Annotated in this window: 13 protein-coding genes, 1 tRNA gene and 1 pseudogene; 4 read left to right on the top strand and 11 right to left on the bottom strand. The window is 66.1% G+C overall.

The genetic code is table 11. The features are described 5' to 3' along the window. Nucleotides 1-18: 18 nt before the first annotated feature. The gene (gene trmB, locus AM586_RS13115) at nt 19-699 is read right to left on the bottom strand and encodes a tRNA (guanosine(46)-N7)-methyltransferase TrmB (RefSeq protein WP_047825779.1); all 681 of its coding nucleotides are present in this window, start codon (nt 697-699) and stop codon (nt 19-21) included. A gap of 155 nt (nt 700-854) precedes the next feature. Here trmB and AM586_RS13120 point away from each other — a divergent pair, with 155 nt between their 5' ends. Further along, on the top strand, nt 855-1,973 hold the full coding sequence (locus tag AM586_RS13120; RefSeq protein ID WP_047825778.1) for a succinylglutamate desuccinylase/aspartoacylase family protein: 1,119 nt from the start codon (nt 855-857) through the stop codon (nt 1,971-1,973). Here the strand turns inward: AM586_RS13120 and AM586_RS13125 are convergent. The 4 genes and pseudogenes from AM586_RS13125 to AM586_RS28840 all read right to left on the bottom strand — a co-directional run. Continuing rightward, complete coding sequence (locus AM586_RS13125; protein ID WP_047825777.1) at nt 1,970-4,666, bottom strand: EAL domain-containing protein; 2,697 nt, start codon at nt 4,664-4,666, stop codon at nt 1,970-1,972. The genes AM586_RS13120 and AM586_RS13125 overlap by 4 nt on opposite strands. A gap of 57 nt (nt 4,667-4,723) precedes the next feature. After that, nucleotides 4,724-6,778 carry an ATP-binding protein gene (locus AM586_RS13130; RefSeq protein WP_047825776.1) on the bottom strand — a complete coding sequence of 685 codons (2,055 nt, stop codon included), beginning with the start codon at nt 6,776-6,778 and terminating at the stop codon, nt 4,724-4,726. A gap of 103 nt (nt 6,779-6,881) precedes the next feature. Beyond that, nucleotides 6,882-8,408 (bottom strand): vanadium-dependent haloperoxidase, encoded by a 1,527-nt coding sequence (locus tag AM586_RS13135; RefSeq protein ID WP_052234028.1) that lies wholly within the window; start codon nt 8,406-8,408, stop codon nt 6,882-6,884. Between the two features lie 204 nt (nt 8,409-8,612). Further along, nucleotides 8,613-8,720, bottom strand: a pseudogene (locus tag AM586_RS28840) (cell division protein); the annotation flags it as partial. A 338-nt stretch (nt 8,721-9,058) separates the two neighbouring features. On the opposite strand from AM586_RS28840, the gene AM586_RS13145 reads away from it, so the two are divergent. Further along, the gene (locus AM586_RS13145) at nt 9,059-9,733 is read left to right on the top strand and encodes a PEP-CTERM sorting domain-containing protein (RefSeq protein WP_082439792.1); all 675 of its coding nucleotides are present in this window, start codon (nt 9,059-9,061) and stop codon (nt 9,731-9,733) included. A 114-nt stretch (nt 9,734-9,847) separates the two neighbouring features. Here AM586_RS13145 and AM586_RS29280 read toward each other — a convergent pair whose 3' ends face one another. Next, entirely contained in the window at nt 9,848-9,982 is a 135-nt protein-coding gene (locus AM586_RS29280) for a helix-turn-helix domain-containing protein (RefSeq protein WP_373995244.1), read from the bottom strand. 456 nt (nt 9,983-10,438) lie between these two features. Next, a tRNA-Gly gene (locus AM586_RS13155) sits at nt 10,439-10,512 on the bottom strand. Between the two features lie 126 nt (nt 10,513-10,638). Here AM586_RS13155 and epsC point away from each other — a divergent pair. Beyond that, nucleotides 10,639-11,571, top strand: coding sequence for a serine O-acetyltransferase EpsC (gene epsC, locus AM586_RS13160; protein WP_047825773.1), 933 nt, complete (start codon nt 10,639-10,641; stop codon nt 11,569-11,571). 7 nt (nt 11,572-11,578) lie between these two features. Here epsC and AM586_RS13165 read toward each other — a convergent pair whose 3' ends face one another. From AM586_RS13165 to AM586_RS13175, 3 genes are all read right to left on the bottom strand, one after another. Then, nucleotides 11,579-12,601 carry a TraB/GumN family protein gene (locus AM586_RS13165; RefSeq protein WP_047825772.1) on the bottom strand — a complete coding sequence of 341 codons (1,023 nt, stop codon included), beginning with the start codon at nt 12,599-12,601 and terminating at the stop codon, nt 11,579-11,581. 101 nt (nt 12,602-12,702) lie between these two features. Continuing rightward, nucleotides 12,703-14,202 (bottom strand): UdgX family uracil-DNA binding protein, encoded by a 1,500-nt coding sequence (locus AM586_RS13170; protein ID WP_047825771.1) that lies wholly within the window; start codon nt 14,200-14,202, stop codon nt 12,703-12,705. Beyond that, entirely contained in the window at nt 14,199-15,428 is a 1,230-nt protein-coding gene (locus AM586_RS13175; protein WP_047825770.1) for a putative DNA modification/repair radical SAM protein, read from the bottom strand. The genes AM586_RS13170 and AM586_RS13175 overlap by 4 nt, the downstream gene beginning before the upstream one ends. Before the next feature lie 108 nt (nt 15,429-15,536). Here AM586_RS13175 and AM586_RS13180 point away from each other — a divergent pair, with 108 nt between their 5' ends. Continuing rightward, on the top strand, nt 15,537-16,337 hold the full coding sequence (locus AM586_RS13180; protein WP_047825769.1) for an alpha/beta fold hydrolase: 801 nt from the start codon (nt 15,537-15,539) through the stop codon (nt 16,335-16,337). Nucleotides 16,338-16,343: 6 nt separating this feature from the next. On the opposite strand, the gene AM586_RS13185 is transcribed toward AM586_RS13180, so the two are convergent. Then, entirely contained in the window at nt 16,344-17,903 is a 1,560-nt protein-coding gene (locus AM586_RS13185; protein WP_047825768.1) for a tetratricopeptide repeat protein, read from the bottom strand. Nucleotides 17,904-17,908 lie beyond the last annotated feature (5 nt).

Raw genomic sequence — 17,908 nt, forward strand, 5'->3', positions numbered from 1 at the left:
AGGCGCCTGGTGTCCGGCTTACTTCCTGGCGAAGACCAGGTCCCACACGCCGTGGCCCAGCTTCAGGCCGCGGTTCTCGAACTTGGTCAGCGGGCGGTAGGACGGCTTCTCGGCATAGCCGTCGGCGGTGTTCTGGAGCAGCGGCTCGGCGTTCAACACTTCCAGCATCTGCACCGCGTAGTCTTCCCAGTCGGTGGCGCAGTGGATGTAGCCGCCCGGCGCCAGTTTTTCGCACAGCAGCTTGACGAAAGGCGGCTGGATCAGGCGGCGCTTGTTGTGGCGCGCCTTGTGCCAGGGGTCCGGGAAGAAGATGTGCACGCCGGCCAGCGAACCGTCGGCGATCATGTTGTTCAGCACCTCGACCGCATCGTGCTGGATCAGGCGCAGGTTCTGGATGTCCTGTTCGCCGATCTGCTTGAGCAGGCTGCCCACGCCCGGGGTGTGCACTTCGACGCCGATGAAGTCGGTGTCCGGCATGGCCTTGGCGATGTGGGCCGTGGTGTCGCCCATGCCGAAGCCGATTTCCAGCACCAGCGGCGCGTTGCGGCCGAAGGGCGCGTGGAAGTCGAAGGTCTCCTTGCGGTACTCGATCAGGAACTTCGGCCCGAATTCCTCGAGCGCCCTGGCCTGCCCGGTCGACAACCGTCCCGCACGGGTGACGAAGCTGCGGATGCGGTGCTCGGTCGGGTCGTAGAGCATCGGGCGGCCTTGGCTGTTGGTGGGCGTATCGGAAGACATGATCGATCGGAGACAAGAGAAAGGGGTCGATATTATAGCCCCAACGGGACGGAGCCAGCCGCCAAGTTCGGACATAATGGCGTTTCGCAAAATGCAGAATTAAAGAGACAACCATCATGCAGTCCACCTCCCACCCGATCGCGACCGAAGACAACATCGCCTGCTTCCAGCTGACTTCCTACAGCTTCGGCACGCCGGGGACAGGCAAGAAGGCGTACATCCAGGCCTCGCTGCACGCCGACGAGGTGCCGGCGATGCTGGTTGCCCACGTGCTGCGGCGCGAGCTGGCGCGCCTCGAGCTCGATGGTCGCATCAGGGGCGAGATCGTGCTGGTGCCGGCCGCCAATCCGATCGGCCTGTCGCAGGTCGTGCACGGCGCGCCCTTCGGCCGCTTCGACCTCGCCAGCGGTCTCAATTTCAACCGCTTCTACAAGCACGTCGCCGCCGATCTGAAGGCCTCGCTGAAGGGCGAACTGGGGCCGGACCCGCAGGCCAACGTCGCCCTCGTGCGCGAACATGCGCGCCGTTCGATCGCCGACTGGAAGACCGACAACCCGGTCCAGGACCTGAAGAAAACCCTGCTGTCGATGGCGATCGACGCCGACATCATGCTCGACCTGCACTGCGATAACGAGGCCGTGCTGCATCTCTACACCGGGACCCCGCTGGCGGCGCAGGTCAAGCCGCTGGCCGCGCTGCTGGGCGCGCACGCGACCCTGCTGGCGCGCGAGTCCGGCGGCGAACCCTTCGACGAAGCCTGCAGCCGCCTGTGGTGGGAGCTGAGCGACCACTTCGGTCCCGAAACGCCGATCCCGATGGCCTGCATCGGCGTCACCGTCGAACTGCGCGGCGAGATGGACGTGCGCTACGACCTGGCCGAGAAGGACGCGCACGGGCTGCTGCAGTACCTGGGCTACCAGGGCGTGCTCGACATCGACCTGGATCCGCTGCCGCCGCTGGTCGCCGAGCCGACCCCGCTGGAAGGCGTCGAGCCGCTGTCGGCGCCGCACTCGGGCGTGCTGGTGTTCCACAAGCGCCTGGGCGACCGCGTGCAGGAGAACGAGGCGGTGGCCGACATCGTCAACCCGGTCAGCGGCCAGGTGACGACCCTGCGCGCGAGCCGGGCCGGCATCCTGTTCGCCAGCACCGCGCACCGGCACCTGCTGCGCGGGATGCATGTCTGCAAGATCGCCGGGGATGCGGCGTTCCGCAGCGGCAGCCTGCTGGGCAGCTAGGCCGCCAGCTTGTCGTCGAACAGGTAGCGCTGCGCCAGCAGCGCCGCCATGTCGTCCGCCGGCATCGGCCGCGCGACCAGGTAGCCCTGCACCTCGTTGCAGCCCAGCGTGCGCAGGATCGCCAGCTGCTCGGCGTTCTCGACGCCTTCCGCCACCACCTCCATGCCGAGCGCGTGCGCCATCGAGACGATCGCCTGGAAGAACACGGTGCCTTCCTTCGAGCGCCCCAGCTCGGCGGTGAAGGAGCGGTCCACCTTCAGCACGTCCATCTTCATGCGCTGCAATTGCGAGAGCGAGGAATAGCCGGTGCCGAAATCGTCGACGTGCAGCTTGACGCCGAGCGCGCGGATCGCCGCCAGCTCGGCCAGGATCTCGTCCTGGTCGCCCATCATGGCCGACTCGGTGATCTCGACCTCCAGCAGCGCCGGCGCGACCCCGTGGCGGCCGAGGGCCTCGGCCAGCTCGCGCCGCACGCCGCCGCGCAGGAACTGCTTGGGCGAGACGTTGATCGAGACCGGCGCCACCGGCGCGCCGCCGGCCGACCACGCGGCCAGCTGGGCGCAGGCGCGGTCGATCACGATCGCGCCGATCGGCACGATCAGGCCGCTCGATTCGGCCAGTGGAATGAATTCATCGGGGCGGATCATGCCCAGCTGCGGATGCTCCCAGCGCAGCAGCGCCTCCATGCTCAGCAGCTCGCCGCTGCGGGTGTCGACGCGCGGCTGGTAGTGCAGCACGAACTGGCGCTTGTCGATCGCTTCCAGCAGGCGCTGGCGCAGCTGGGCGCGGGTCTTCAGGGTGCTGGACTGGGCCGGGTCGAAGAAGCGGTACTGGCCCTTGCCTTCGTTCTTGCCGGCGTACATGGCGATGTCGCTGTGGCGGATCAGCGTCGCGGCGTCCTGGCCGTCGCGCGGGAACACGCTGATGCCGACCGAGGCGCCGATCACGTGCTGCTCCTCGGCGATCTCGAAAGGCTTGCCGAAGGCCTGGATGATCCGCTGCGCCACCATGCCGACCTGCTCGTCGTTGTCGAAGGGGCTGAGCAGGACGATGAATTCATCGCCGCCGAAGCGCGCCACGCGGTCGCTCGGGCGCAGCTGCGACAGCAGGCGCGTGGCGGCCGCCTTCAGCAGGCGATCGCCGACCGCGTGGCCGTGCGAGTCGTTGACCTGCTTGAATTCATCGAGGTCGATGAACAGCAGCGCCACGCCCTTCCCCGTGAGCTCGGCATGCGCCAGCGCCCCGGGCACGAAGTGCAGGAACCAGTGACGGTTCGGCAAACCGGTCAGGCTGTCCTCGTTGGCCAGGCGCGCCAGCTGGGCCTCGTGCTCCTTGCGCTCGCTGATGTCCTGCAGGGTGACGGCGAGACCGTCGCCGACCCGCACCAGGCGCCGGTGGCCCCAGCGGATGTTGAGCCGGTTATCGTCCGGCATGCGCCGGTCTTCCTGATAAAAGCCGGTCGCCAGCGCCTGGCGGTAGTGGGCGATCAGCTCCGCCGCACCGAGGTCGCGGTGGAGCTCGGAGATCAGGCTGCCGACCAGGCTGTCGCGTGTCATCCCGTAGAAGAAGGCGCCGCGCTCGTTGCAGTCGACGATGCGGAAGTCCTGCACCTGTTTCTTGCGGTCGCGCAGCGGCGACACCATGTAGAAGCCGTCGTTGCCGCTCTCGGTTGCGGTGCGGTAGGCGCGCGCCACCTCGTCCTGCTCGCGCGCCCGTGCGGCCGCCCGCAGCGACAGCATGCTGGCGATCCCCGATGCCAGCAGCAGCACCACGGTCGCCATCGACGTATAGGTGCGGCTGTCGCGCCAGTAGGCATCGGCGCCGGCCAGCGCCGCCTCGTGCGACAGCGCGACCAGCGCCACCACCGGATAGGCATTCGCCCGGCTCCAGCCCAGCACGCGCGCGCGGCCGTCGCCGAAGCTGGCCGGCCCGGCGCCGGCGTCGACCAGCTGGACGCCGCGCGCCACCGGCCAGCGCTCGGCATTCGCCGGCAGCAGGGAAGCGCGCGCATCCAGCCGCACGATGCCGCTGCTGTCCTGCTCGATGCGCAGGTTGCCGTCGACGCCCACCAGCGCCAGCAGGCTGTGCGCGCCCAGCGTGGCCGCGCTGACGAAGGAAGTGAAATAGGCGGCATCGACCGCCATCAGCAGCACGCCGCCGAACTCGTCGTCCGCGGTGTCGAGGCGCCGCGTGAACAGCACCGTGCCACGCAGCGCAGCCAGTTCCGGCGGCGGCATCGCGATCCGCAAGGCGGACGAGTTGTTGTCGCGGTGATGGACGAAGAAGCCGGCCGCAGCGAGGCTGGCGCCCTCGGCCAGCCGGAGCCCGCTCGACGACGCCAGCCTGCCGCCGCGCCCGATCACGCTCACCGCCACGAAGGCGCTGTCGGTGAACATGCCGTCGCGCCGCATGTCCTCGACCAGGGCGCGGTTGTGCGAATGCTCCCAGCTGTGCTTGAGCTGCATCGTGATCTGGTCCATCTGGGCCAGCGAGCGTGTGACGTACTGTTCGTAGGCTTCGGCGTAGGCGTCGGCCTCCTTGAAGGCCTGCTCGTCGGCGCGCCGGTGCTCGGCGTTCGCGCGCAGCACGGCGGCGGTCCACAGCGCGGCGCAGGCCAGCAGGGCCAGCGCGGGCCACAGCAACGCAAGGAATCGGTGGGTGCGCGGGGCGGTATGCGTGCTGGGCTTGCTCATGCCGCCGAGTCTAGCCAGCCCAGGTTACCGCTTGATGACAGCGGCGTGCCGCCCTGCTCAGCGGCCCCGCGCCCGCGCCGCTTCGGCCAGCACCTCGTTGACCTGGTCCAGGTCGGCCGGCTTGACGAGGTAATGGTCGAAGCCGGCCTGCTCGGCCTCCTTGCGGTCCTGGCTCTGGCCGTAGCCGGTCAGGGCGACCAGGGTGGCGTCCGCGCTCTCGGGCTGGGCGCGCAAGCGCCTGGCCAATTCGTAGCCGTCCAGGTCGGGCAGGCCGATGTCGAGCAGCAGCACTTCGGGACGCTCACGGCGCGCGCGTTCGAGCGCGCCCATGGCATCGTATTCGACGCAGACCGCATGGCCCTGCACTTCGAGCAGCGCGGCCAGCATCTGGGCGGCGTCGACGTTGTCGTCGACCACCATCACGCGCAGTCCGCCCGGCTCCTGCATGACGGCGCCGGCGGCGTCTTCGTCCGCCGCGTCGGCCGGCGTCGCCAGGCGCGGCAGGCAGATACAGAATTCGCTGCCCTGCCCGAGGCCGTCGCTATCGGCATGCACGGTGCCGCCATGCAGGGTGATGAGGCTCTTGACCAGGGCCAGGCCGATCCCGAGCCCGCCCTGGGAACGGTCGGGGGTGCGCTCGGCCTGGGTGAACAGGTCGAAGATGTAGGGCAGGATGTCGGGCGCGATGCCGACCCCGTTGTCGCGCACCGCGACCAGCACGCGCTGATCGTCGACCGTCACCGACAGCGTGATGCGGCCGCCCGGCGCGGTGTACTTGGCGGCGTTGTTGAGGATGTTCGAGATCACCTGCACCAGGCGGGTGCGGTCGCCGATCACGTGGGCGCTGCGGCCCGACAGCTGCAGCGTGAGCGAGTGGCGGCGCGCATCGACCAGCGGGCGCACCTGCTCCACCGCGGCGGCCACGATCACGTTCAGGTCGAGCTCTTCCTTCTCGAGCGTGACCAGGCCGCGGGTGACGCGCGAGACGTCCAGCAGGTCGTTCACCAGGTCGGTCATGTGCGAGGCCTGGCGCACGATGATCTCGCTGGCGTTGGCGATGTTCCTGGCATCGAGGCTGCCGATCTTCAGCAGCTGGGCCGCGGTCATGATCGGCGCCAGCGGATTGCGCAGCTCGTGGGCCAGCATGGCCAGGAACTGGTCCTTCTGGCGGTTCGCCGCGCGCAGCTCGTCCTCGACCTGCTTGCGCTGGGAGACGTCGCTGCCCTCGACGAAGATGCCGGAGACGGCGCCGTTGGCGTCGCGGATCGGCTGGTACACGAAGTCGATGTAGCGCTCCTCCAGCGGACCGTCCGGCTCGCGCTGCAGGCGCACCGGCAGGGCATGGCCGACGAAGGGTTCGCCCGTGCTGTAGACGCGGTCGAGCAGCTCGAAGAAGCCCTGCCCGACCACTTCCGGCAAGGCCTGGCGCGCCGCCTTGCCGACGATCTGGCGGTGGCCGATCAGCTGCAGGTAGGACTGGTTGGTCAGCTCGAACACGTGCTCGGGCCCGCGCAGCACGGCCATGATGCCGGGCGCCTGCTCGAACAGGGTGCGGAAGCGCTCGTTTTCCTCGTTGCGGTATTTCTCGGCCAGCACCTGGTCGGTGACCTCGACGCAGGCGCAGTGCATGCCCTGGATGACGCCATGTTCGTCGCGTACCGGCGAATACGAGAAGGTGAACCAGGTCGGCTCGTCGTAGCCGTGCCGGTTCATCACCAGCAGCAGGCGGTCGACGTAGGTGGCCTCGCCGTTCAGCGCGCGCTCGATGAAGGGCTCGATGTCGCTCCAGATCTCGGACCAGATGTCGTGGAAGCGCGCGCCCATCGCGCGCGGATGCTTGTCGCCGAGGATCTCGCGGTAGGGATCGTTGTACAGGAAACCGAGTTCCCCGCCCCAGGCGACGAACATCGGAAACTTCGAGTTCAGCATCAGCCCGACCACGGTGCGCAGCGCCTGCGGCCAGGTGCGTGGATGCCCCAGCAACGAGTCGCTCCAGTCCCGCGTGCGCATCAGGGCGCCGGCCTCGCCTCCACCGCTCAGGAACATGAGCGAGCCGGCAAGGCTATCGGTGTCGTGCGAAGGGATGTCAGGCCGCGGAGCGTGTTGTTGCATGGTCAAGACTGGTGGGACGAATATCCCAAGTTTGCCATATTTTCAAGAGGCGAGCCGCACATACCGCTGCCGCCGGGTTCCACGCTCCCGGCGGCAAGGACCGTCAACGGCACTGGCACCCGTTCAGCCGGTCCGGCGGCACCAGGCCGTGGTCGAAGACGTAATTGGCAATCCCGTTACCCTGCTCGATGCCCTCCAGGTTGAACTGCCAGTGCACGCCGAGGTAGACACGGCTGGTGCCGTTTTCCAGCTCGGCCTGCGACAGCGACGAAAAGGTGCGCGGCTTCCATGGCCGTACCCAGCCCTCGTTGTCGCGGGTCACGCCGTTCCACTCGTCCGATACGAGGGTAAAACTGATCTTGTCGGTGCCGTAGAAGCGGCGCAGTGTCTGGAACATCGCGCCGCCGAAGCTGGCATGGCCCGAGGGATAGGCCGGGAACGGTGGGGTGAAATCCGGGTTGCGGGTGTTGCTTGCCTGCGCGCCCAGCGGCGTCCAGCGTGGGTCGGCATGCGTGTCCGGATTACCGTCGCCCTTGCCGGTCGGCCCGGTGCCCGGATCGGCCTCGCGGATGCCGGTTACCGGACGCCAGAAGTCATAACGCCACTTGTCCTTCCAAGCTGCAATGCCGGCATCGGCCATGGCCACGTTGGCGAGCGCGAACAGGCGCGCCAGCTCGACCGGATCGGTGGTGCGGCCCTGCGCAACGCGCTGGAGGATCAGGTTGTACATGCACGGCGGCGTGCCGAGCCAGGGACTGCCGTCGTAGCTCCAGTAGATCCCGATCCAGGTCTGCTCGGGCGTGCGCACGGCAGGTGTGATCCTGCCGTCGCCACCGAGCCGCTTGACCTGTTTGAAGGCGCGAGTGTAGGCGTCGCTCGTCAGCGAAGGCGGCGGCGGTACGCTGAACTTGTCGACGGACGGCACCGCGAACGGGCGCACCTCGCCCCAGGTGACGCCGACCGCAGCCCTGCTCATGCTGACCGGATCGGGCCGCCACTTGCCCGGCTCGTTGCTCGGGAAATAGTCGACCCCGACGGTCCGGTTGGTATTCGCGGAATTGTCAGCGGCGCGCAATGCCAGGATGGCGGCCGCGGCCCGGCGCCCGAGGTCGATGCCGTTCCATTTCGCCCGCCCCGCCGGGATGCGGGCCAGGTCGTCCGCCAGCCATTTGTCGAAACCCGCCTTCTGCGCCGGCCACAGCGCGGCCAGGGCGTCGTGTGCGGCCTGGGCGACGGCGGCGTCGGGCGAGGTATCCGAGGGCGCGCGCGGCAGGCCGGCATAGCTCGGGTAGCGTCCTGCGATCGCGTTAATGGCGTCGAACATCGCCAGCTGGACGATGGCCATCGCGCGGCTGCCGTAGGTGGGTCCGGGCTGCTCGAGATAGGCGCGGTTCTCGCCGGCGGCCGGCGGCACGTAATCGAGCTGGACTGCCTTGACGGTGGCATTGTTCCAGAACATCACGCGACGGGTGGTTCCCGCGTCGCCGACGCGGACCGTAGCCAGCGCCGCGCCCTGCTGCTCGGCCGCGGCCAGGTTCGCGCCCGCGCTGGGCATGTCCTGCGCTTGCGCAGCCAATCCCGCGGCCAGCAAGCCGGCCAGGCAGGCATATCTTCTCCACAGCAGTTTCATGGCGCCTCTCCTTGAAGTTCATGCACGATGGATGAGTCCGAGGATGAGCATAAGGATGCGGCCGCCGTCATACAACGGCGTCCAAGCCGGAGCTTGAGGCAGCTAAAGGTCGTTGACGGCCAACAATGGCTCTGGGGAAGCGTTCCAGAGTCGCCAGCTGCAGACGGCGCAGGCTATCGGCCCGCACATGCCGCTGCGCAGCCAAAGGGCGGGCGCCAGGAGGCGCATCTCGCCAACCCCGGGCTGCTGAACCGGCAGGTCGACCAGCACGCCCTTCGACCATCCGCCGCCGGGCAACTGATGCGATAAGGTCGGGTTGCTTACGACCATCGCACTCCACGGACAGAGCGCTGCGGGCGATTGCCTGGTCTAGTGTATCGAGATCGGTTTGAGAGAGGGCCATGCTGCCGAGGTAACGTGGTGGCCGTCTCATTTCTCGGAAAGTGAGACTACTTCCTGCCGCCATTCTCAGCGGCACGCAAAGTCAATCCATGCCTTCATGGCTATCCCCACTGTCGGTATTTCTTACATATCGAGCAGGATTTAACGATTAAGCATCCAACAATTATAATTTCCTTTTAGAAATCATATAGTTGCGTTTTTGGCACGTTTATTGCTGATTAACAGTTTCCCAAATATAAAGGTTGAATATGAAAATTTCTGCCCTCATCGCAATTTCCCTTGCATCTCTTGCAATCAATGCAAGCGCTGCACCTATTACCTACACCTCAACGCTCAACGGTTGGTACTCTAGTTCGGGCGATCATGCCAATTTCAATACCAATACCTTCACGGGCGTTATCTATGGGAATTCTTACAACAGTTTCTATAATTTCCAATTGGCCCCCGTTCCAAAAGACAAAAAGGTAGTAAGTGCATCCATCACTTTCTTTGGGGGTAACGGCCAGTATTATTCAGAGGACTCGTCCGAAACGGTAGAAATCTGGGATGCCACCTCCCAGCCGGGCAGTAATGCTTCTAACATGACCGTTTATAATGATCTGATGTCCGGCATTAAATTTGGTGAGTACACGCTCAAAGGAACAAACTACCAATTGATGCCCGAGTTTACAGTCAATCTTAGCGATGCCGCTTTTGCTGCTATCTCAGCTGGTGACTTCTTTAGTGTCGGGGCACATCTTTCGACTTCGAATCCTTCCAGGATTGAAGGTCTGTGGGCGGGGTCTGACGCTATGCCAGCAGCCATGCTTTCCGTGCAAGTTGATGACATTCCGAATGCAGTCCCGGAACCCTCCTCTATTGCATTGATCGGTCTCTCTCTAGCCGGTCTCGCAGCCGTATTGCGTAAACGTCGTGCTTCCTAACCAAATAAAATCCGGCACATCGAACTTCGTACGCAGTTTTTAGTCATCGAGATATTAGCGATGAGAAGTCAAGCTTGTCCATGTCATTCGACGGCACCTCTACCGGAGCGCTGATTAAACACTTTTTCTTTCTTCTTGTTTAATGATCCGGTAGACCGTCGCCCGACCGATGCCGAGCTTGCGAGCTACCTCGGATGCATTCCGGCCGTTGAATAGGTAAGCACCTCGGCCCTTAGCTGTCTGCGCCACGCCGACGAGCGCCGGGAATGTAGATGTCAATCCCGCTCAATTTGTGGCGCACCTCTTCCTTCAGCAGGATCAGGCCGCCCTTCGGCACTGTACCGAGCTTGTAGCCCCTCGGCGCGCAGACAGCTCGCCGGCCTGGTCTGTTCTTTCTTCCGTTCCAGCAGCGCGGTACTCGCGCAGCAGCGCAATCCAGGCAGCCAGCCCTAGGGAGCAAACAGGGCGTTGATCGTGAAGCTGACCGTCTCGCCATCAGCACGCACGCCATCCGACGGAAGCCGCGGACAAACATGCGGTTCTTGTCGGTCTCGTAGTGCACGTTTAGGATGAGCAGATCCGAGACTTGCTACCAGGAATGGATAGATCCGGAGGCAGAAATTCGGCCTCAGCATCAGGAGAATTTGTGGAGCGACCTAGGGATTGTGGAGCAAATGACCAGTGTTCAGCGTACGGCTTCCACGATGGAGCGGGTGAAGGGAATCGAACCCTCGTCGTAAGCTTGGGAAGCTTCTGCTCTACCATTGAGCTACACCCGCGTTGCCTGCATTCTACGCGGCTTCTGACCCTTTTGACAAATTCCGACTGCCGCTCGCGTGATGCTGCTTAAGATGAGCAAACCGGGTAAATCCGCTATATTCATTCTTTCATTCAGGAAGACACTGATGGCTCACTTCGACATCGGCAACATCGTGCGCGAGCTGCACGACGCCCGCCAGCAATGGCGCCAGGCCCACCGTCCCGCCGGCGAGGTGCGCGGCATCGAATTCCCCTCGCGCGACGCGCTGGTGGAAATCGTCACTCAGCTCAAGGGCGCCCTGTTCCCCCTGCGCCTGGGGCCGCCCGGCCTGCGCCGCGACAGCGAGGATTTCCACGTCGCCCATGCCCTCGACTCCGCCCTGCACGCGCTGCTGCGCCAGGTCGAGATCGAGCTGCACTACAGCGCCGCCCTCGAGCAGCGCACCGACGGCGACATCGCCAGCCAGGCCCTGGAAGCCACCCGCGCCTTCGCCGCCGCCCTGCCCGAGGTCCGCATGCAGGTCGACAGCGACGTACTGGCCGCCTACCAGGGCGACCCGGCGGCGCGCAGCGTCGACGAAGTGCTGCTGTGCTACCCCGGCGTGCTGGCGATGATCCACTACCGCCTGGCGCACCGCCTGTACCAGCTCGGCCTGCCGCTGCTGGCGCGCATCATCTCCGAAAGGGCGCACGCGGCCACCGGGATCGACATTCACCCCGGCGCCAGGATCGGCACCGGCTTCTTCATCGACCACGGCACCGGCGTGGTGATCGGCGAGACCGCCGTCATCGGCCAGCGCGTGCGCCTGTACCAGGCCGTCACCCTGGGCGCCAAGCGCTTCCCGACGAATGCCGACGGCAGCCTGCAGAAAGGCCTGCCGCGCCATCCGATCGTGGAGGACGACGTCGTCATCTACGCCGGCGCTACCGTGCTGGGCCGCATCACGATCGGCAAGGGCGCCGTCATCGGCGGCAACGTCTGGCTGACCCACGACGTCGCGCCGGGCGCGCGTGTCGCGCAGGCGGCGTCGCGCGAGGAGGTGTTCGAGACCTTCGGCAGCCCCGACGCCCCCGCGTAAGAGCCGCTTACCTGGGACTCTCGACCGTATAACCTTTGGCCTGCAGCACCGCTAGGTAGCTCTTCGGTCCCAGGATATCGCTCATCGACAGCATGGCGACGGTGGAGGTGTTGTTGTCCAGCGCGTGCTCGGCCGCCTTCAGCCAGGACGCCAGGCGCTGTTCGCGCAGGTTCTGGAAGGCCGGATGCTTCCTGGCGGCCGGGCTGTTCAGCACGGCGTCGTGGCAGGCGTCCTCGCGCTCGGCGTAATCGAGGTTGCTGATCTCGGCGATGTTGCCATTGGCCCAGGCATTGGCGCGCATCCGCATCGCTTCCATGTCGCCCTCGAAGCGTTCGAGCGTCTTGGTAAAGCAGACCGTGTCTTCCATCTGCGAATTCTTGAAGTCTTTTAGCACGGGCCCCGGATTGTCGAGATCGACCATGAAGTTGGTCTGCGTGACTTTCACGCCGCGCTTTTGCGCGATGCCCTCGACCTGCGCGCGCACCTCCATGCCGCCGGACAAACCGCTCTTCTTGAGCCCCGCCTCCGTCAGCTTCTGGGCCGCGAAGAAAGGCCGGTAGCGTTCGACGCCATCGTCGTCGCCGATGTATTTCTGCTTCAGCACGCCCCAGCGTGCGTAGACGTCGGCCGGCAGCACGTCGTGCAGTTGGGCGCCGTCGGGGTTCTTCGTGATGCCGATGATCGACGGCAGCGCAGTCAGCGCCTTCAGGCCGCCCAGCCAGCCGACCCTGACACCCGTGCCGGGCGGTCCCAGCACTTCCTGCGACTGCCCGATCAAACGATCGACCCGGCTCTCATCCCATTCCATCTTCGACGGCAGCGGCGCATACATGCCGAACACCCACATCACGTGGCCATCCTTCGACACTTTCCACAAACCGGGACCGGGGCGGCGTCCCTCGACCACGACCGTGGTCGGCGGGGCCGCGTCTGCCTGCTCGGCGGGCGCGGATGGCGGCTCGCTCTGCGCCAGCGCCGCAGCGCTCAGCAGACCCAGGGAAAAAACACAGGCAAGACGTGCAGCAAGCATCGAGGCCCCCTTTATTGTTGTGTTGCCAAAGATTACCTAAATGGCACTGGCAAGGATAGGGGTACAACAAGATGTTACAAGCTGTGTATATATAAGAGGCCCTAGGCCGGCGGCTCCTCCGGTTGCCGGTTCAGGAGCTCGTGCGCCAGCTTCAGGCTGTCCACCATGGTCTGGAAGGCCTCGCGCTTGGCCTCCTCGCTCGGCACCCGCAGCACGTAGGAAGGGTGGTAAGTCGTGACGATCCAGTGTCCTTCATGGAAGACCGGATGGCCGATCGAATTCTTCAGCGTCACGTTCGCGGTGCGCATCACGGACTTCAGTGCGGTCGCGCCCAGCGCCACGATCACGGTCGGCTTCACGTGGGCCAGTTCCTTCTCGAGCCAGTAGTGGCAGGCCTCGATTTCCTTCTGCGCCGGCGTCTTGTGCAGACGGCGCTTGCCGCGCGGCTCCCACTTGAAGTGCTTGACGGCGTTGGTCACGTAGATACTTTCGCGGTCGACGCCGGCCGCCTCGCAGACGCGGTCGAGCAGTTTGCCGGCCGGGCCGACGAAGGGCTGGCCGGCCAGGTCTTCCTGGTCGCCCGGCTGCTCGCCAACAAACATGATTTTCGCCTTTTTCGGACCCTCGCCGCCGACCGCCTGGGTGGCGAACTGCCACAGCTCGCAGCGCCGGCATTCGTCGAGCTTCGATGGCTGCTGGCGTTCCGGCTGGGCGTCCTCGGGCGCGATCGGGATGGTCGTGCCCTTGCGCTGGCCGACGGCTTCGTACTGGCCGATCTTGCGCGCGCCGACCGAGGCTTCGGAGATCATTTGCGGCACGATTTTCCCCTCCGGCAGGTTCTTCCAGCGATGCGACGGAATATGCTGCTGCATCACCGACTGGTTCAGGCGCGCCGGGTTGAACACGCTGCGGTAATAGGTCAGCCACAGGGCCTCGCCGGTGTCTTCGAGGTCTTCGGAATTCTTCACCAGCGGACCGGTGTTGTGCAGGGTCTGGCCGTCCCACAGCACGCTGGCCTCGGGCGTGGCGATCATCCAGCTGACCTTGCCCATGCGGGAAATAAAATGCTCGGCGACCTGGGGCAGCACGTCGTGCTGCGGCTCGTACCAGGCGACGAAGCGCGGCGGCCCGGCCTCGGGCGGGCGTTCGCGGAATCGGATATAGGCATGCATGTCGTGCTCCTCGCGTCGCACCGCCTTTACCATGGCGTTCAGGCGCGCGCCATCCTCGTCGGCCGGGGACTGCACCTCGTGTTCGCCCTGCTGCCAGCGCCAGATCACGCGGTACAGGAAGGCCCAGCGGTCCGGCACGCGGCAGCAGGCGGCGCTTTGCAGCATGTCCATCAACGACCGGGGAACATGCGGCGGCGGATGGCGCGGCGGCGCATCCGGCGCTGGCGACGGCGGCTTGGAGGAATTATGCGGCTGCTCGGCCGTGGACGGCGCACCCGAGAACAGGTCGCCGCCCGCGGTCGGCGTACTCCAGGTGACCGCTTCCGGCGGCACGTCGTGGACCAGCAGCTCGCGCGCCGCCTCGCGCCATTCGGCGAAGGTCTCGACCAGCAGCGGCTGGCCCGCACGCTGCTGGTCGATCGCGCTCATGCTGCCTGCAGCTCCGGCCACAGGTTCATCTGCTGCGGGGCATCGGCCATGGTCCGCCGCAGCAGTTCGGAGGAGGCCGCGCCTTGCGCCGGTTTATAGTCGGCGGTGACCACGAAGGGGGCCAGCTTTTTCAGGCTGCAGCGCAGGCGCGACAGATCTTCCCAGCGGATGCGGCGCAGCCGGCGCAGGTCGATCAGGCGCTTGGCCGAACGCAGGCCGATGCCGGGCACGCGCGCGATCATGCCCTCGTCGGCGCGGTTCAGGTCGAGCGGGAAGTGATCGCGGTTACCGAGCGCCCAGGCCAGCTTGGGGTCGATGTCGAGCGCCAGGTTGCCTGCATTCGGCATCAGTTCGCCGGCCGTGAAGCCATAGCCGCGCAACAGGAAATCGGCCTGGTACAGGCGGTGCTCGCGCAGCAGCGGCGGCGGCGCCGAAGGCACGCTGGACGGACTCTGCGGAATCGGGCTGAAGGCCGAGTAGTACACCCGCTTGAGTTTATAGCTGCCGTACAGGGTCTGCGCCGTATTGAGGATGGTCTGGTCGTCGCTGGCGTCGGCGCCGACGATCATCTGGGTGCTCTGCCCGGCCGGCGCGAACACCGGCGCCTTCGGATGCTCGTCCTTCTCGTCCAGCTTCGTGCGGATGGAACCCATCGCCAGCTTGATCGTGTGGACGTTCTTTTCGGGCGCCAGGCGGCTCACGCTGTCCTGGGTCGGCAGTTCGATGTTCACCGACAGCCGGTCGGCGTACTTGCCGGCCAGCTCGATCAGGCGCGGATCGGCGTCCGGGATGGTCTTCAGATGGATGTAGCCGCGGAACTGGTGCTCTTCGCGCAGGCGCCGCGCGACCTCGACCAGTTGCTCCATCGTGTAGTCGCTGGACTGGATGATGCCCGAGCTGAGGAACAGTCCGTCGATGTAGTTGCGGAGATAAAAATCCTGGGTCAGCTTGACCACTTCGTCGACCGAGAAGCGGGCGCGCGGCACGTTCGAGGTGCGGCGGTTTACGCAGTACTGGCAGTCGTAGACGCAGAAGTTGGTCAGCAGGATCTTCAGCAGCGACACGCAGCGCCCGTCCGGCGTATAGCTGTGGCAGATGCCCATGCCATTGGTGGCGCCCAGGCCATCCTTGTCGACCGAGTCGCGCTTGGGCGCCCCGCTGCTGGCGCAGGAGGCGTCGTATTTGGCGGCGTCGGCCAGGATCTCGAGCTTGTCTTTGAGTTCCATTGTGCAGTAAATACTGTATGGATGCACAGTATACCGCAGTTCGGGCCGCCCCGGCGGTGCGCGGACACACGTTTGCAACATCCCGCAATTGTGATATTTTGCAATTATATGTCCTTACAATTTCGTAATAAGGTCCGGATCGCCGGCGCAGGCCACGCGACGATGGTGTTTGCCCATGGCTTCGGCTGCGACCAGAGCATGTGGCGCTTCCTGGCGCCGGCCTACCAGGACCGCTTCCGCACCGTCCTGTTCGACCTCTCCGGCTGCGGCGATTCCGACCGCTCGGCCTACGACCGTAGCAGGCATGGCAGCCTGCACGGCCATGCCGACGACCTGCTGGAGATCCTGGCAGCCTGCTCGGCCGGGCCGGTGGTCTTCGTCGGCCATTCGGTCGGCGCCACGATCGGCCTGCTGGCCGCGATCAAGGCGCCCGAGCGTTTTGCAGCCCAGGTGATGGTGGGACCGTCGCCCTGCTATATCAACGACGGCGACTATGTCGGCGGCTTCAACCGCGACGACATGGAGGGGCTGCTGGCCTCGATGGACGAGGATTTCCAGGGCTGGTCGCGGCGCATGGCGCCGGTGCTGATGGGCGCCGGGCGGGCCGCGCTGACGGAAGAACTGGTCGATACCTTCATGCGCAACGACCAGGGCATCGCCCGCCATTTCGCGCGCGTGACCTTCCTGTCCGACCACCGCGCCGACCTGGCGCACTCACGGGTGCCGTCCCTGATCCTGCAATGCAGCGACGACCTGGTCGTGCCGCGCGAGGTCGGCGACTACATGCTGCGCCACCTGCCGCACAGCAGCCTGCACGTGATCGACGAAGAAGGCCACTGCCCGCATCTCAGCGCCCCGGGCGCCAGTTCGCACGCGATCGACGCCTTCCTTGCGCATACCCTGCGCTGAAGCGGATCAGGCGATACCGATGTAGCCGTTGGCCTGCGCCAGCAGGGTCGGGTCCATCCGCGCCGCGATGCGCTGGATGTAGCTGGTGGCCGGGATGACGCCGGCGGCGCCGGCGCGGTGCAGCCAGGCATAGGCCTCGACCAGGTCCTGGTGCACACCCTGGCCGCTGGCGTACATGACCCCGAGATTGAACTGGGCGCGCGCATGCCCCTGGCGGGCAGCGCACAGGTACCAGAAATGCGCGGCTTCGTAGTCGCGCTCGACACCGTGGCCGCTGTCGTAGCGCAGGCCGAGCGCGAACTGGGCCAGGGCGTGGCCCTGGTCGGCGGCCTTGCGGTACCACTCGTAGGCCTGGCGCGGATCGGCGGCGCCGGAATCGTCGCGGTCGAGCAGCTGGCCCAGCATGTACTGGGCCGGCGCGTAGTCCTGGTCGGCGGCCTTGCGGTACCAGTGCATCGCCTCGTCCTCCAGGCGCATGGCGAGGTCGAACTGGGCGCGCAGGTGGCCTTGCTCGGCGGCCTTGCGGTACCAGCCGATCGCCTCTTCGCTGTTTTGCGGCAGCCCATGGCCGGCGTCGACCAGCTGGCCGAGATGGTACTGGGCGCCGGCCGAACCCTGCTCGGCGGCCTTGCGGTACCAGTGCGCCGCGGTCGCAAAATCCTGGTCGACGCCCTGGCCGTGCTCGTAGCGCAGGCCGAGATTGTCCTGGGCGCCGGCATGGCCCTGCTCGGCCGCCTTGCGGAACCAGTGCAGCGCCAGCGCCGGGTCGCGCTCGACACCGTGGCCGCTGTCGTGGATCAGCGCCAGGTTGAACTGCGAGCTGGCGTGGCCCTGCTCGCCGGCGCGGCCGTACCAGAGGATCGCCTTCTCGCTGTCCTGCGGCAGGTCCTGGCCCTTGTCATAGCGCAGGCCGAGGTTGAACTGGGCCGGGGCATAGCCCTGCTCGGCCGCCTTGCGGAACCAGTGGATGGCCTGCTGCACGTCGCGTTCCCGCAGTTCTCCCGTCATCTGTCCGCTGTCATAGCGCAACGCCAGGGCGAACTGGGAGCGCGCGTAATTCTGTTCGGCGGCGCGGCGATACCATTCGATGGCGCGCTCGATGTCCTGGGCCACGCCCTTGCCGCCCTCGTACATCATGCCGAGATTGTGCTGGGCGCCCGGGTCGCCCTGCTCGGCGGCCTTGCTGAACCAGTGCTGGGCCTGCTGCACGTCGGCCTCTATGCCCTGGCCCCTGGCATACAGCCAGCCCAGGTTGTACTGGGCCGCCGCGTAGCCCTGCTCGGCCGCCTGGGTGTACCAGTGCACGGCCTGCGCCAGGTCCTGGGGCACGCCCTGGCCCTTCTGGTACATCACGCCGAGGTTGTACTGGGCCTGCTCGAGGCCGGCGCTGGCCGCCATCCGGTACCAGGCCACCGCCAGTTCGTGGTTCTTCGGCACGCCCTGGCCGTTCACGTACATGAAGCCCAGGCTGTGCTGGGCGCTGGCGACGCCGCGCTCGGCCAATGCCTTCACCCGCAGGAATTCCGCGGTGTAATGGGCAGCGCTCTGGTTGGCGGTATCCGGCATGGCGC

The sequence above is a fragment of the Massilia sp. WG5 genome (assembly GCF_001412595.2).
Classification (GTDB): domain Bacteria; phylum Pseudomonadota; class Gammaproteobacteria; order Burkholderiales; family Burkholderiaceae_D; genus Telluria.